The organism is Aquimarina celericrescens (assembly GCF_042682765.1).
GTDB lineage: Bacteria > Bacteroidota > Bacteroidia > Flavobacteriales > Flavobacteriaceae > Aquimarina > Aquimarina celericrescens.
Genome location: NZ_JBHUHY010000016.1, coordinates 223,152 through 238,421, shown reverse-complemented (window position 1 = coordinate 238,421; position 15,270 = coordinate 223,152). Strand labels below are relative to the sequence as shown.

The window sequence follows — 15,270 nt, the reverse complement described above, 5'->3', positions numbered from 1 at the left end:
AATACACATATATTCTTATGAAAAAATGGCTTTCTAGTATTGGTCCTGGCACACTAGTTACTGCAGCATTTATAGGTCCGGGTACAGTAACTGTATGCACTTTGGCGGGAGTGCAATTCGGTTTTACACTGTTATGGGCATTGGCACTATCAATTATTGCTTGTATGGTTTTGCAAGAAATGTCAGCACGTCTAGGAGTCGTAACTCAAAATGGATTAAGTGAGGTGTTGACCTCTCAATTTGAAAATAAAATAGTTCGGTTTGTTCTTGTTGCACTAGTTATATCGGCAATTTTTATTGGAAATGCTGCCTATGAGGCAGGTAACATAAGTGGAGGAGTACTTGGATTATCAACCATCATTGATACTCCAAATGTAAACGTAGGGGGGCTTACGATTAATTATGTAAGTGTAATTATTGGCTTTTTCGCTTTTCTTATTTTGTACATGGGTAGTTATAAAATATTAGAACGTAGTCTGGTTCTAATTGTCTTATGTATGAGTATTGCTTTTATAGTAACGGCAATAGTTACCAAACCTGATCTAGCTATGGTGATTAAAGGTTTTGTTCCTCATATTGAATCAGATAAACTTTTTATGGTTATTGGATTAATAGGAACTACCGTTGTTCCTTATAATTTATTTCTTCATGCTTCTTTGGTAAAAGAAAAGTGGAATACCCCAGAAGAATTGCCTTTGGCTCAGAGAGATACTATCATTGCTATAGCAATAGGAGGGCTGATGTCTATGGCTATTATTATCGCAGGAGCAGCTATACAGAATATCGAAGTAAACAGTGCGGCAGACCTGGCAAAAAGTTTGGAACCTGTTTTCGGTGCAGGAGCAAAATATGTGCTCTCTCTAGGGCTTTTTGCTGCCGGTATTACATCTGCAATTACCGCACCATTAGCAACTGCTTATGTGGTAAAAGGATGCATGGGATGGCAAGGAGGCTTAAAAAGTAAAAAATTCAGGGCAGTGTGGATGTTTATTCTTTTACTCGGAGTAGTATTCTCCTCACTAGGCATAAAACCAATAGAGATCATTCAATTTGCTCAAGTTGCCAATGGACTTTTATTACCAATTATTGCCGGCTTTCTTTTATGGGTGATGAACAAGAAGAAATTATTAGGCAGATATACCAATTCACGTATCCAAAATGTCATAGGAATTATAATACTCTTGGTCACAATTTTTCTTGGAGCCAGAAGTATTTGGAAAGTAATACTTAACTTGTAAGAATAAATCACATCATATGTAGGAATATGAATAAAATAATTCTTAATGCAGATGTTGGAGAAGAGGCAGGCTTCGATGCTCAAATTATGCCTTATATTTCCTGGTGTAATATTTCTTGCGGAAGCCATGCAGGAAATGAACAAGTAATCCAAGATACGATCAATTTGGCCCTTAAGTACAAAGTAAAGATAGGAGCACATCCTTCGTATCCCGATAGAGAAAACTTTGGAAGGCTTAGTGTAAAAATGAAGTATGAAGATTTGGTAAAAACCATTACCGGTCAAATTCAATTAGTAAAATATTATACTGAAAAATTAGGAGGTAAATTACATCATGTTAAACCGCATGGAGCACTTTATAATGATGCGATTAAAAGTAAGGAGGTAGCTTTGGCAGTTATTGATGCTGTATTAAATGTCGATAAAAGTTTGTATATAGTCACGGCAAAAGACTCAATATTATCTTATCTTTGTGATGGCAGATTAGATGTGAAATATGAAGCTTTTGCCGATCGTAATTACAATGAAGATTTGACATTAGTTTCACGTTCCGAAAATGATGCCGTGATCACAGATCCGGAAGAGGTTTTTGATCATGTTTTTAAGATGCTTTCTGAAGGTAAAGTAAAAATAAAAAAAGGGAAGGAGCTCACGATTGTTTTTGATACAATTTGTGTGCATGGGGATAATCCAAAATCTGTTGCTATTTTACGGTATTTGGATCAAAAATTTTCTGATTTAAATTTGAATTTTAAGTAGTTTTATGAAGTACAAGTTAAAATACAAAAGGTACTCAGAAAATGCAATTTTGATCGAATGGCCATCAAAAATAGATGAAAATATATTGCAGGATTTACTTTTTTATAAAAAAATTATCGAAAATGAATGTATTAAAGAAATTGTTGAAATAATTACTGCATATAACTCGATATTAATTTATTATGGATCTACTATAGAAAACGTCTATGAGACCGTTTCGGTATTAAAATCACTCTATTCTAATAGTTTTGAATCAAAAGAAATAAAAAGTAGACTGTGGAAAATTCCCGTTTGTTATTCTCCTACTCTTGCGCCTGATTTGGAGTTATTCTCAAAAGCAAAATCACTTACTGTAGATGAGGTAATTTCCTTACACACTGTTGCGATATATAAAGTATATTTTTTGGGTTTTTTACCAGGGTTTTGTTATCTAGGTGGTTTAGATGATAGATTATGTTTACCTAGAAAAAGCACTCCGTCTTTAGAAGTTAAAAAAGGCTCTGTTGCTATCGGTGGAAATCAAACAGGAATATATCCTTTAGACAGCCCAGGCGGATGGCATGTAATTGGTAAATGTCCACTCAATTTTTTTGACTCAAATCTTAATATTCCTTGTCATGTTATGCCTAATGACAGCGTGCAATTTATGTCGATAACAGAGAAAGAATATAACGATATAAGTGCTGCTGTTTTAAACACAGGTTATTTTCCAGAACCTATGTATTTATAATGGGGAAAGTAAAAATTATAGCATCAGGTTTGTTTTCAACAATTCAGGATGAAGGACGTTTTGGTTTCGCAGAATACGGAGTTCCTTTTAGCGGGGCAATGGATCAAAATTCTTATTATTTATCAAATGCACTTTTAGGAAACCATCAGAATGACGCGTGCATCGAATGGGTTTTTCAACCTCCTGTTTTACAATTTGATGAACCCACAATTATATGTGTTACAGGAGCTGCTACAGATTGTTTTTTGAATAGTGAAAAAGTTTTGATGAATCGTCAGATTAGAGTAAATGCTATGGATGTTTTAACAATAAAATTTTGTAAGAATTCAAAATACGGATATGTAGGAATCAAACATGGGTTTCAATCAGAAATTGTGCTGAATAGTCGATCTTTCTTTAAAGAGGTTACGCCCAAAGATGTATTAAAGAAAGATGATGAAATCAACTATACAACGGTTAACATATTTACCGAGCAGTTTTCTACTGTATCTTCTCATTCACCTTTTCAAGGTACTAAAAAACTAGTAGTATACAAAGGTCCCGAATTTGACCAGTTGGATCATAAACAAAGAGATCTGCTATTCAATTCATATTTTACCATATCGGGTGCCAGCAATCGTATGGCTATTCAATTAGAAGAGGTATTACCAAACAGTCTTCCTTCTATGTTAACTTCTCCGGTGCTCCCAGGTACGGTTCAGTTAACTCCTTCGGGTAAACTTATTGTATTAATGCGAGATTGTCAAACCACAGGTGGATACCCTAGGATTTTGCAATTAAGTAAAGAGTCAATTAATACCATAGCTCAAAAGAGAGTTCAGGAAAAATTTCAATTCAGATTAAGTGATGATTTTGAAGAATAGTCGTAAGAAAAATAATACAAAAATTCGACCAGGGGGAAAACCCCCATGTGTTACAGGGGGAAAATCCCCTTTTGTTAATTTTTTCAAAAATTTGGGATAATATTCAAATCGTTGATAATCAATTAATTAAATATACGGTTTTGCCGTAAAATGGAATCGAAAAGGGTCTTCATATTTGTGTAGCACCTTGTTTTTTGGTAATATTAGCGCTAGTTAACGTAAAAAAGTAAAATGTTATGGGAAAAAAACGACCCAAAAAATGTATTAGTAAAGAGGAGGCAAAAGAATTACAGAAGTCATGGTGTGATACCCGTACTCCTGAAATTGATAAATGTATTGGCTTTGAGGATACGAGAGAGTTTTGGTGGAGTGTAGAGGAACTGCAGGAATATCTGAAATATGTAAAAAAACAGTCCAGAAAACAAGGTATCGATAATCCTGGAATACGAATTTATTTTGGAGCATATCCAAAAGAAAAATGTAAAATGAACAGAGGGTATTCTACATTATTTTTAGCACCCACAGGAGCTCCCGCCGGAGGTTTGGGTAAAGATGGCGATAGTGCTCCTAATAATTATGATATCGAGCCTTATAATAGAGGTGGAAGTGGTAAACCTCCACATATTTATTAATGTATTATCAGCTTATAATTAATTTTTTTGAGATTGTGGCAGCAGTGTCTGGAACAATTTTCTTAATCAAATGCCGAGGTAGTAATCATTCTCGGTATTTGGTTTATTTTCTTTGGTTTACAGTTTTTTTTGAATTAATTTTTGCTTGGCTTCCTTATGGTGTAGAGATTTACGAATCTCTCGCTTTTCTAAGAAATAGTATTTTTGAAGAAAATATCTGGATTTATAACCTCTACGATATCGTAAGCTTCTCATTTTATATGATATTTTTTATTTCTTTTATAGAAAGGCAGAAAATAAGGAAGATGGCCATGATTGCTGTGTCTTCTTTCGTTATTTATTTAATTTTGAGCCTTATTTTTTTTGTGGATTTTTCAACAGAAGTTTCTTCTATAAATTTTTCTTTAGGTTCTTTGATTCTTCTAATAATTATAGCAAGTTTCTTTTTTCAAATGTTGCAAAGTGAAAAAATTTTAAACTTCTATAAAATAATTCCATTCTACATTGGTATCGGTGCTTTAATTTTTCATTTGAGTGTAGCTCCCATTCTTATTTACTCAAAATATTACAGTAATGCGAAAAGTCCTGAGTTTGTAAAGGTTTATGACCTTATTCTTACTACTGCTAATATTTTTATGTATACTTGCTATACAATAGGTTTTATTATATGCTTGAAAAAGAAGAAATCTTATTAGTTATCTATTTTGTAGTTATTATTTTGCTGTTTTTGATTTTCGGTATCATTTTTTTTATGGCCTTTCAACGTCGAAAAAACAAATTACTTCTCGAAAAACTTAAAGCAGAACAGCGCTTTGAGGATGAAATATTCAAATCCCGTATCGAAATACAAGAACAAACTCTTAAAAACGTGAGTTGGGAGTTACATGATAATATTGGGCAACTATTGTCTACTGCCGTAATGCAAATTAACATTATGGGCACTACAATCGATGACACCGCATCAGAATCCTTGCAGGACGTTCGTAAATTGGTAGGAGATAGTCTTCAGGAAATTCGTAATTTATCCAAAACTTTAAATAATGAAGTAATTCATAATATAGGTCTGGAGAAATCAATACAGGTAGAGTTAGAAAGATTTGAAAAACTACGTTTTTTAAAAACAGAACTTTCTATTACCGGAGAAGAATTTTATATCGATCCAAAAGATGAGATTATTTTGTATCGTATTATTCAGGAATTTTTCTCTAATACCATAAAGCATGCAGAGGCATCTCATCTTCATGTAGCACTAGTATATGCTCCTGATAGGTTGAATATAAAAGTAGAGGACGACGGTGTTGGATTTGATATGAAATCGGTACAGGCCAATTCAGGATTGTTGAATATGAAAAGTCGTGCTGCATTGGTAAAGGCGGGTTTTGATTACCAATCAGCTCCCGGAAAAGGAGTTTCGATAGTATTATCTTATCCGGTAAAAAATAAAGTTTGATTATAAAGGGTACATGATGAAGAAAAAGACTATTGTTATTGTTGATGACCATCTGCTATTTGCGCAATCACTAGAAAGCTTAATTTCTAAACTCGAGGAGTACGAAGTTCTGGCTATTTTAAAAAATGGAAAAGAGCTTACGCAATATTATATGCATAAGCGGAGGGTGCCGGACCTCATTCTATTAGATGTAAAAATGCCTGTGATGGATGGGATACAAACGATGCAATGGCTCAAAGAGCATCGGCCAGAGCAAAAGGTATTGGCGTTAACTATGGAAGATGACGAGGATACCATCATCAAAATGCTTAGAGGGGGTGCAAAGGGATATTTACTTAAAGATATCCATCCTGAAAATTTTGAATTTGCCATGAAAATGGTCATCGAGCAGGGGTTTTATTACTCGGGCAAAATAGAAAGTGCATTACGTCATGCAGAAGATGGACAGCCCAAGCGAAATCTTCATGAAAAACTAACAGAGAGGGAGTGGAAGTTCCTAAAGTATGCATGTACAGAACTTACCTATAAAGATATTGCAGGAGAAATGGGACTAAGTCCAAAGACGATAGAAAATTATCGAGAGGCGGTTTTTAAAAAACTGGAAGTAAAAACAAGAGTAGGGTTGGTTATCCATTGTATGAGGCACAACCTTATTAAAATTGATTGAAGCCCTATTTTGAAAAGCTAGAATAGCGCATTCAAAATAGTTGGTTGAAATCATCCTGCCGAAGGGCAGGATCTACTTATTATGCGAAAAGTTTTTAATAATAACTGAAGCAAATGAATAATTTTTTCTATATTCGAATTCACAAATGAATACGACAAATACAAATATCATAAATGTCATTAATATTGCAGTGATTATTTCACTTCAATAAAGGGATATTTTTGATCACAAAAGATAAAAGGTCCCTTTGTAGAAACAAAGGGACCTTTTATTGTTAGACTAAAAAATGAATAGATTAAAAAACATAATTATCAATGTCATTAGTATTGTGGTGATTAGCTCACCATAAAGAAGGGATATTGATGTAATCTTTATAAATGAATCCCTTCAAGTTTTTGAAGGGATTTTTTTTACAAAAAAATGAATGTTTTAGAAAAATTAACAAATAGTGATTGTAAATAGAATGATTGTAAGTGTCTGTAAATCAATAATTAAAATTTTTTAAAGTGGTATTGGATGTTGTAAGGAGGTTGAATAATATTCAAACTTTTAAACATAACAAAATAATTTTATCCTAGACTATGATTTTTAATTGTTGATATCCCAAAAAAATAGTTAAAATTTTAAATAATTATGAATTCGTTTTTGTTCAATAACAAAAAGTAAACTACCCCGGGGCAAGCCCATGAGGCATCGGTTGGAAATTAATTTTGATTTCACGGCAAGCCACGGAGCATTTAAATCTCGATTATCGAGTAAAAATGAGTTCAATAAAAATATATATTCAGAACGAATGAGTATAAATAAATACAGTAAACAAGTTACTCAAGATGATACGCAACCGGCAGCTCAGGCAATGTTACACGCCATTGGGCTTACCGATGAAGATTTCAACAAACCCCTAGTAGGAATTGCCAGTACAGGCTATGAGGGCAATCCTTGTAATATGCACCTTAACGATTTGGCAAAATTGGTAAAAAAAGGAACTCAAGAAGAGGAAGTAGTCGGATTGATTTTTAATACAATAGGAGTAAGTGATGGGATTTCGATGGGTACTCCGGGAATGCGTTTTTCGCTCCCGTCTAGAGATGTGATCGCCGATTCTATGGAAACTGTAGTGCAAGCCATGTCGTATGACGGAATGGTAACGGTGGTTGGCTGTGACAAAAATATGCCAGGTGCTTTGATGGCAATGCTGCGATTAAATCGTCCTTCTATTTTAGTGTATGGTGGTACCATCGCTTCTGGATGTCATGAAGGAAAAAAATTGGACGTCGTTTCAGCTTTTGAAGCCTGGGGTGAAAAAGTGGCGGGTACAATTACTCAAAAGGAATATAAAAGTGTTATAGAAAAAGCGTGTCCGGGTGCTGGTGCATGTGGTGGAATGTATACTGCAAATACGATGGCTTCTGCTATCGAGGCTTTAGGGATGGCGTTACCTTATAACTCTTCAAATCCTGCAATAAGTAAAAATAAGGAAGAAGAAAGTATAGCGGCAGGTCGAGCCATGCGGTTACTTTTAGAAAGAGATATTAAACCTAAAGATATTGTTACCAAAAAATCTTTAGAAAATGCAATACGATTGGTTACCGTTCTTGGAGGGTCTACCAATGCGGTATTACACTTCCTGGCAATTGCCAGAGCAGCAGATGTAGAATTTACATTGGCAGATTTTCAAAGAATTAGTGATGAAACTCCTTTTCTTGCTGATCTAAAGCCTAGCGGAAAATACTTGATGGAAGATGTACACGAAGTGGGAGGAATTCCTGCGGTATTGAAATATTTATTAAAGAAGGGCCTGCTTCATGGAGATTGTTTAACCGTTACCGGAAAAACATTGGCAGAAAATCTATTAGATGTCCCAGATCTTACTGAAGGTCAGGACGTCATAAAACCTCTCGAGAATCCTATTAAAAAGACAGGTCATTTGAGAATACTATTCGGAAACTTGGCCAAAGAGGGTTGCGTTGCAAAAATAACGGGTAAAGAAGGATTGCGTTTTCAAGGAAAAGCAAAAGTGTTTGATGGCGAGTATGCAGCAAATGATGGTATTAAAGATGGGAAAGTGCAAAAGGGAGACGTGGTCGTCATACGATATGAGGGGCCTAAGGGTGGTCCGGGAATGCCAGAAATGCTCAAGCCTACTGCTGCGATTATGGGAGCTGGTTTAGGAAAAGATGTCGCTCTGATAACCGATGGAAGGTTTTCTGGAGGAACACACGGATTTGTAGTTGGACACATTACGCCAGAAGCTCAAGAAGGTGGATTGATTGGCCTCGTAGAAGATGGAGATATGATTACTATCGATGCAGAAACAAATTCTATTACAGTAACTATTGATGAGGAGGAAATTGAGAGAAGAAAAACCAAATGGGTACAACCAAAACTAAAATTTAGTAGAGGAGTATTATATAAATATGCCAAGACAGTATCATCAGCATCAGAAGGATGTGTAACCGATGAATTTTAATAGAACTTCAATGCTTAGCATTGATTTCAACGATTGTCATTCCTGCAAGATGCATCGAGCTTGTCGAAATGTAGGCAGGAATCTAATAAAATCTAGCATCTAATTTTTAGATGTCTGAATTTCTAAAAAAAGCGTATGGAAACACAAACGCAAACGATAAAAAAAGAAACAAAAGCAGTGACAAAAAAAATCACCGGAGCAGAAGCTGTAATCCGATGCCTTTTGGCAGAGGGTGTAGACCTGGTTTATGGATATCCTGGAGGTGCCATTATGCCGGTGTATGATGAGTTGTATAAATTTAGGGATCAATTGCATCACGTACTCACTCGACATGAGCAAGGTGCTACGCATGCGGCTCAGGGATACGCACGTACAAGCGGTAAAGTTGGTGTTGCAATAGCGACTTCGGGTCCTGGAGCTACTAATTTCGTAACCGGGATTGCAGATGCTCAAATCGATTCTACACCCATGGTTTGTATAACAGGTCAGGTTGGCTCACATTTGTTAGGTTCTGATGCATTTCAGGAAACTGATATTATTGGGATCTCAACGCCAATCACGAAGTGGAATCATCAGGTTACCAAAGCGGAAGATATCCCCACCATATTGGCTAAAGCATTTTATATAGCACGTTCTGGGCGCCCGGGCCCCGTTTTAATAGATATTACCAAAGATGCGCAGTTTGGAGAACTAGATTTTAAGTATTCAACATGTAAAGGTATAAGAAGTTATGTACCAGTGCCAGAAACTGATCCAAAAAGTTTAGAAGAAGCTGCAGTATTGATCAACAAAGCTAAAAAACCTATGATTGTTTTTGGACAGGGAGTAATTTTAGGTGAAGCAGAAGAAGAATTGAAACGCTTTGTAGAAAAGTCCGGAATTCCAGCCGCATGGACAATACTTGGGCTTTCGGCCTTGCCAACCTCGCACCCACTTAATGTGGGGATGGTGGGGATGCATGGTAACTATGGTCCAAATATGTTAACAAACAAATGTGATCTGCTATTAGCCATAGGAATGCGGTTTGATGATCGCGTTACTGGAAATTTACAAACCTATGCAAAGCAAGCAAAAATTGTTCATTTTGAAATCGATCCTGCAGAGGTGAATAAGAATGTTAAGGCAGATGTGGCGGTAATGGGCAATGTCAAGAATACACTTAATCAGATACTACCTTTAGTGAAATCTGATGCTTATGAAGTATGGGTGCAAGAATTCAAAGATCATGATGAAATAGAATTTGATAAAGTAATCAAAGAAGAATTACATCCTACCAAAGAAGGTTTGTCTATGGGAGAAGTTCTTAGAGGTATTAATGAAGAAACGAAGGGAGATGCAGTAATTGTGTCTGATGTGGGGCAACATCAAATGATTGCCTGTCGATATGCAGAATTTACCAAATCAAAAAGTAACGTCACTTCTGGTGGTCTGGGAACGATGGGATTTGCACTGCCAGCCGCTATTGGTGCCAAAATGGGAGCTCCAGAGCGTGAAGTGGTTGCCATCATTGGCGATGGTGGATACCAAATGACTATACAGGAATTGGGAACCATATTTCAGACTAGAGTCCCTGTGAAAATTGTGGTGCTTAACAATGATTTTTTAGGAATGGTACGCCAATGGCAACAGTTATTTTTTGATAAACGTTATGCTTCTACAGAAATGGTGAATCCTGATTTTGTGACCATCGCAAAAGGATACCACATACAAGCAAAAAGAGTAGCTAAACGAGAGGATTTGCAAGACGCAATAGCAGAAATGATAGCTTCCAAAGAACCTTATTTTTTAGAAGTATGTGTTGAAAAAGAAAATAATGTATTCCCCATGATACCAACAGGTGCATCGGTTTCAGATATAAGACTTGAATAATAAAAATTTGTCATTCCGGCGTAGGCTGGAATCCATATAATTTAAAATAATGGAAAAAGAGAATTTCACAATATCGGTATACACCGAAAATAATATAGGATTGCTTAACAGAATATCTGCAATTTTTTTAAAGCGTCATATTAATCTGGATAGTATGACGGCTTCTCAGTCTGAAATCAAAGATGTTTTTCGATTTACAATCGCTGTGAAAGTAACAGAAGAACAAGTAAAGAAGATTGTGGGACAAATTGAAAAACAGATAGAGGTGATCAGGGCTTTTTATCACAAGGAAGAAGATATTATTTACCAGGAAACTGCATTGTTCAAAGTAGCCTCAAAATTACTTTTCGAAGAGCGTCAAATTCAAAATGTTATAAAGAATAGCAACGCAAATATAGTTACCGTTACTCCAGAGTTTTTTGTGTTAGAAAAAACGGGAAGGCGAAGAGAGGTTGATGCTTTATATCATAAGTTAGAACCCTATGGATTAATGCAATTTACCAGATCAGGTCGGATAGCAGTTACTAAAGAAAAGATGCACATATCCACAATTCTTGAAAAATTTGCAATAGAAACCGTGTAAGGCCTGCCTGACGGTAGGCAGGGATAGCAGCGGCATCCTTTTATTTTTGACCCCTGAGGTTCTCCGAAGGGGTCAAAAATAAAAGATAAAGTGTATAGCCCGACCCTGAGGTGTCACACTGAGCTTGTCGAAGTGCAGTCGAAGGGAACACCAAAAATAAACAACCAAAAATCAAAATTAAATCAGATTTCCAATCGGAAATAGTAACAAATTAAAAAAGGAAATGGCAAATTATTTTAATACGCTATCATTAAGAGATAAATTAACGCAATTAGGAAAATGTAGATTCATGAATGCCGAGGAATTTTCGGCAGGTGTTGACGCCTTAAAAGGGAAAAAAATTGTGATTGTAGGATGTGGTGCTCAGGGCCTTAATCAAGGATTAAATATGAGAGATTCTGGACTTGATATCTCATATGCTTTACGTGATGCAGCTATAAACGAAAAAAGACAATCCTATAAAAATGCTACCGATAATGGTTTTAACGTAGGTACTTATGAAGAATTGATTCCTGATGCCGATGTAGTGATTAATCTTACACCCGATAAGCAACATACTCAGGTAGTCAATACAGTAATGCCATTGATGAAAAAAGGTGCTACATTATCTTATTCTCATGGATTCAATATTGTAGAAGAAGGAATGCAGGTGAGAGATGATCTTACGGTAATCATGGTTGCTCCTAAATGTCCGGGATCTGAAGTGAGAGAAGAGTATAAGAGGGGGTTTGGAGTACCTACTTTAATCGCAGTACATCCTGAAAACGATCCTCAGGGACATGGATTAGATCAAGCCAAAGCTTATGCTGTGGCAACAGGTGGTAATAGAGCAGGGGTGTTAGAGTCTTCTTTTGTAGCCGAAGTAAAGTCTGATCTCATGGGAGAGCAAACCATACTCTGTGGTTTGCTGCAAACAGGATCTATTTTATGTTTTGATAAAATGATTGAAAAAGGAATTGACGCCGGATATGCTTCAAAATTGATCCAATACGGTTGGGAAACCATTACCGAAGGGATGAAGTACGGGGGAATCACTAATATGATGGATCGTTTATCGAATCCTTCAAAAATAAAAGCTTATGAGCTATCTGAAGAGTTAAAAAATATCATGCGGCCATTATTTCAGAAACATATGGATGATATTATGACCGGTCACTTTTCCAGAACAATGATGGAAGATTGGGCCAATGACGATAAAAACCTATTGTCATGGAGGGCTGCTACCGGCGAAACCGCATTTGAAAAAACTCCTGCGGGTGACGTTGCAATTTCAGAACAGGAGTTTTATGATCATGGTGTTTTGATGGTGGCTTTGGTTAGAGCTGGGGTGGAACTGGCTTTTGAAGCAATGACAGAATCAGGAATTATTGAAGAATCAGCATATTATGAGTCATTACACGAGACACCACTTATTGCGAATACTATTGCACGCAAAAAGTTGTTTGAAATGAATCGCGTGATTTCTGATACTGCAGAATATGGCTGTTATTTATTCGATCATGCTTGTAAACCTTTATTGGCAGATTTTATGAAAAAAATGGATACCGATGTTATTGGAAAAGCTTTTGATCAAGGAAAAGATAATGGGGTTGATAATGCAAAATTGATTGAAGTAAATGCTGCATTTAGAAATCATCCTATAGAAACGGTGGGAGCAAGGTTAAGGGCTTCGATGACGGCGATGACACCCATAGTTTAATCCACATCTTGGAGTTTAATTCTCCGGGCTTGCCCCGAAATCAAAAAAAGGTGTTTCAGCTGGATGCCTTATGGGATTGCCCCGGGGTAGTTGACTTTGAGAAATATAAAAACCAACTAAATTTTGTTAAGCCGGATCTGTTAAAGTTTTGAGATGTGTATTGTGTGAGCTTTGATAGATCCAGGCTAACAAAGAATTAATAAATACGATAATGGAATTATGAGTACCGCTACGACCACCTATTTTCCTGAATTAGAAGATATTCAGAAAGCGGCTTCTGCTATAAAAGAAGTTGCTATGGTAACTCCATTGATGAATAGCATCCGGTATTCTAGAAGATATGATGCCAATATCTTACTCAAAAGAGAGGATCTTCAGCGTGTTCGTTCATACAAAATACGTGGTGCTTTTAATAAGATAAGTTCACTATCCAATGAGGAATTAAAAAAAGGGGTAGTTTGTGCCAGTGCAGGTAATCATGCGCAGGGCGTGGCTTTTGCCTGTAATCATTTGGGCATTAAGGGTACAATTTACATGCCTTCGGTGACTCCTAAACAAAAAGTGGCTCAAACGCAAATGTTTGGAGGGGATCACGTTCATATCGTTTTAGAGGGAGATACTTTTGATGATTCTTCAAGAGCAGCAATGAAAATGTGTGAGTCTGAAGGAAAAACATTTGTTCACCCTTTTGAAGACCCTAAAACCATAGAAGGTCAGGGCACAATCGGTCTTGAAATATTCAAACAGGCAGACATCCCTATTGATTATGTTTTTGTAGCGATCGGTGGTGGTGGTTTAGCTTCTGGATTGTGTGGTGCTTTAAAAGCTTTATCGCCTAAAACTAAAATTATTGGTATTGAACCTGAAGGAGCTCCTTCTATGCTTACTTCTATTAAAAAAAATAAAAACACCGAAATTTTTGATATTGATAAATTTATCGATGGGGCCGCTGTGCAAAAAGTAGGGGATCTCAATTTTGAAATTTGCAAAGAATATTTATCAGATATGTATACTGTTCCCGAAGGACTAGTGTGTCAGACAATACTTGATTTGTATAATAGAGATGCCATAGTAGTAGAGCCGGCGGGAGCTTTAACCCTGGCTGCTTTAGAGTTTTATAAGGAAAAGATCAAAGGGAAAAATGTAGTTTGCATAGTAAGTGGTAGTAATAACGATATCACTCGTACTGCAGAGATCAAAGAGAGAGCTTTGTTGTATGCAGATTTGAAACATTATTTCATCGTTCGTTTTCCGCAACGGGCAGGGGCACTAAAGCAATTTGTGGGAGAAGTATTAGGCCCTAATGACGATATCACTCATTTTGAATACTCTAAAAAGTCAAGTAGAGAAAATGGCCCTGCAGTAGTTGGTATAGAATTGAAAGATAAAAAAGACCTCGAGCCTTTAATCTCAAGAATGAAAGCACTTAATTTCTTCGGTGACTATCTTAATGATAAACCAGATTTGTTTCAGTTTTTGGTGTAACTACATAGACGAAGTTTAAATAGTTTTGTCAGCACTTATTGATTAATATGGATCTCCTACCCCTTAAGGGTCTCTTTTTTAATTAGTTAAATATCAATCAATTACGGTTTAACCATAATTTTTTTACATAAAAATTTGTTAATTAATGTTTTTTATCGATATATTCGTACACTTTAACGATAAAACCTAAAATCTATTATGAAAAAATTATTACTTTTTACTGCTGTGGCTTTATTAGGATTAACGGCTACAAACGCCCAGGTTAAACTTGGTTTTGGTGTTGGTTATGCAGTACCATCAGGAGATGTTGCTGACTTTACAGACGGTGGTATTTCTGCGCATTTTGAACTTGGATACGGCGTTACAGAGAATATTGATGTCTCTTTCCTTTATACAGGAGATTTCCTGGTTGGAGCAGATCTTGACGAAGCTGGAGTTAGCGGATCGATAGGAAACGTTGCTGTAGGTACTTATATGGTAAACGGACGCTATTATTTTACAGAATCAGGATTTAGACCTTACGGGAGTCTTGGTTTAGGTCTTGCATCGATAGGAGCTATTGAAGTAGATGGTTCTTCAGCAGAGCTGGCGGCAAGCACATCTAACTTTGCATTTCGTCCTGCTTTAGGATTTAAGTATGGAGTTCTTAATATGAATGCTGCATATTTAAGTGCAGGTAAAACGGGTGAGGCTTCTGTAAATGATATTTCATTTAATATTGGATTGTTATTTACTTTCGGAGGAAAGTAATAGAAACTGTAAATGATATTTTAAAGAAGGCGGTCTAAATAGATCGTCTTTTTTGTTTAGTGTTATAAAGCGAATA

14 protein-coding genes are annotated in these 15,270 nt (G+C 36.1%); all 14 read left to right on the top strand.

Annotated features, from left to right (window positions below; all coding sequences use genetic code 11):
* Nucleotides 1-17: 17 nt before the first annotated feature.
* On the top strand, nt 18-1,238 hold the full coding sequence (locus ACFSJT_RS16105) for an Nramp family divalent metal transporter (protein WP_378321361.1): 1,221 nt from the start codon (nt 18-20) through the stop codon (nt 1,236-1,238).
* A 26-nt stretch (nt 1,239-1,264) separates the two neighbouring features.
* A complete protein-coding gene (gene pxpA, locus ACFSJT_RS16100; RefSeq protein WP_378321360.1) occupies nt 1,265-1,996 on the top strand; it encodes a 5-oxoprolinase subunit PxpA in 732 nt (243 codons plus the stop codon).
* A gap of 4 nt (nt 1,997-2,000) precedes the next feature.
* Entirely contained in the window at nt 2,001-2,726 is a 726-nt protein-coding gene (gene pxpB / locus ACFSJT_RS16095) for a 5-oxoprolinase subunit PxpB (RefSeq protein ID WP_378321359.1), read from the top strand.
* The gene (locus ACFSJT_RS16090; RefSeq protein ID WP_378321358.1) at nt 2,726-3,589 is read left to right on the top strand and encodes a 5-oxoprolinase subunit C family protein; all 864 of its coding nucleotides are present in this window, start codon (nt 2,726-2,728) and stop codon (nt 3,587-3,589) included. Before pxpB ends, ACFSJT_RS16090 begins: the two co-directional genes overlap by 1 nt.
* A gap of 236 nt (nt 3,590-3,825) precedes the next feature.
* Nucleotides 3,826-4,221, top strand: a complete 396-nt coding sequence (locus ACFSJT_RS16085) for a hypothetical protein (protein WP_378321357.1) — start codon at nt 3,826-3,828, stop codon at nt 4,219-4,221.
* Complete coding sequence (locus tag ACFSJT_RS16080; protein WP_378321356.1) at nt 4,221-4,916, top strand: hypothetical protein; 696 nt, start codon at nt 4,221-4,223, stop codon at nt 4,914-4,916. Before ACFSJT_RS16085 ends, ACFSJT_RS16080 begins: the two co-directional genes overlap by 1 nt.
* Nucleotides 4,889-5,671 carry a sensor histidine kinase gene (locus ACFSJT_RS16075; protein WP_378321355.1) on the top strand — a complete coding sequence of 261 codons (783 nt, stop codon included), beginning with the start codon at nt 4,889-4,891 and terminating at the stop codon, nt 5,669-5,671. Before ACFSJT_RS16080 ends, ACFSJT_RS16075 begins: the two co-directional genes overlap by 28 nt.
* 13 nt (nt 5,672-5,684) lie before the next feature.
* Nucleotides 5,685-6,338 carry a response regulator gene (locus ACFSJT_RS16070; RefSeq protein WP_378321354.1) on the top strand — a complete coding sequence of 218 codons (654 nt, stop codon included), beginning with the start codon at nt 5,685-5,687 and terminating at the stop codon, nt 6,336-6,338.
* Between the two features lie 793 nt (nt 6,339-7,131).
* Nucleotides 7,132-8,808, top strand: a complete 1,677-nt coding sequence (gene ilvD / locus ACFSJT_RS16065; protein WP_378321353.1) for a dihydroxy-acid dehydratase — start codon at nt 7,132-7,134, stop codon at nt 8,806-8,808.
* Between the two features lie 135 nt (nt 8,809-8,943).
* Complete coding sequence (gene ilvB, locus ACFSJT_RS16060; RefSeq protein WP_378321352.1) at nt 8,944-10,677, top strand: biosynthetic-type acetolactate synthase large subunit; 1,734 nt, start codon at nt 8,944-8,946, stop codon at nt 10,675-10,677.
* 49 nt (nt 10,678-10,726) lie between these two features.
* Nucleotides 10,727-11,260, top strand: coding sequence for an acetolactate synthase small subunit (gene ilvN / locus ACFSJT_RS16055; RefSeq protein WP_378321351.1), 534 nt, complete (start codon nt 10,727-10,729; stop codon nt 11,258-11,260).
* Between the two features lie 223 nt (nt 11,261-11,483).
* Entirely contained in the window at nt 11,484-12,959 is a 1,476-nt protein-coding gene (gene ilvC / locus ACFSJT_RS16050) for a ketol-acid reductoisomerase (protein ID WP_378321350.1), read from the top strand.
* Nucleotides 12,960-13,178: 219 nt separating this feature from the next.
* Nucleotides 13,179-14,444: a threonine ammonia-lyase gene (gene ilvA, locus ACFSJT_RS16045; RefSeq protein WP_378321349.1), complete on the top strand. Its 1,266-nt coding sequence runs from the start codon at nt 13,179-13,181 to the stop codon at nt 14,442-14,444.
* A 198-nt stretch (nt 14,445-14,642) separates the two neighbouring features.
* A complete protein-coding gene (locus tag ACFSJT_RS16040; RefSeq protein ID WP_378321348.1) occupies nt 14,643-15,194 on the top strand; it encodes a hypothetical protein in 552 nt (183 codons plus the stop codon).
* Nucleotides 15,195-15,270 lie beyond the last annotated feature (76 nt).

Bases quoted from the DNA above. Each gene is read 5' to 3' on its own strand.
- ACFSJT_RS16040 (WP_378321348.1), top strand. From the start codon at position 14,643: ATGAAAAAATTATTACTTTTTACTGCTGTGGCTTTATTAGGATTAACG.
- ACFSJT_RS16080 (WP_378321356.1), top strand. From the start codon at position 4,221: ATGTATTATCAGCTTATAATTAATTTTTTTGAGATTGTGGCAGCAGTG.
- ilvN (WP_378321351.1), top strand. From the start codon at position 10,727: ATGGAAAAAGAGAATTTCACAATATCGGTATACACCGAAAATAATATA.
- ACFSJT_RS16090 (WP_378321358.1), top strand. From the start codon at position 2,726: ATGGGGAAAGTAAAAATTATAGCATCAGGTTTGTTTTCAACAATTCAG.
- ACFSJT_RS16105 (WP_378321361.1), top strand. From the start codon at position 18: ATGAAAAAATGGCTTTCTAGTATTGGTCCTGGCACACTAGTTACTGCA.
- ACFSJT_RS16075 (WP_378321355.1), top strand. From the start codon at position 4,889: ATGCTTGAAAAAGAAGAAATCTTATTAGTTATCTATTTTGTAGTTATT.
- ilvD (WP_378321353.1), top strand. From the start codon at position 7,132: ATGAGTATAAATAAATACAGTAAACAAGTTACTCAAGATGATACGCAA.
- ilvA (WP_378321349.1), top strand. From the start codon at position 13,179: ATGAGTACCGCTACGACCACCTATTTTCCTGAATTAGAAGATATTCAG.
- pxpB (WP_378321359.1), top strand. From the start codon at position 2,001: ATGAAGTACAAGTTAAAATACAAAAGGTACTCAGAAAATGCAATTTTG.
- ACFSJT_RS16085 (WP_378321357.1), top strand. From the start codon at position 3,826: ATGGGAAAAAAACGACCCAAAAAATGTATTAGTAAAGAGGAGGCAAAA.
- pxpA (WP_378321360.1), top strand. From the start codon at position 1,265: ATGAATAAAATAATTCTTAATGCAGATGTTGGAGAAGAGGCAGGCTTC.
- ACFSJT_RS16070 (WP_378321354.1), top strand. From the start codon at position 5,685: ATGATGAAGAAAAAGACTATTGTTATTGTTGATGACCATCTGCTATTT.
- ilvB (WP_378321352.1), top strand. From the start codon at position 8,944: ATGGAAACACAAACGCAAACGATAAAAAAAGAAACAAAAGCAGTGACA.
- ilvC (WP_378321350.1), top strand. From the start codon at position 11,484: ATGGCAAATTATTTTAATACGCTATCATTAAGAGATAAATTAACGCAA.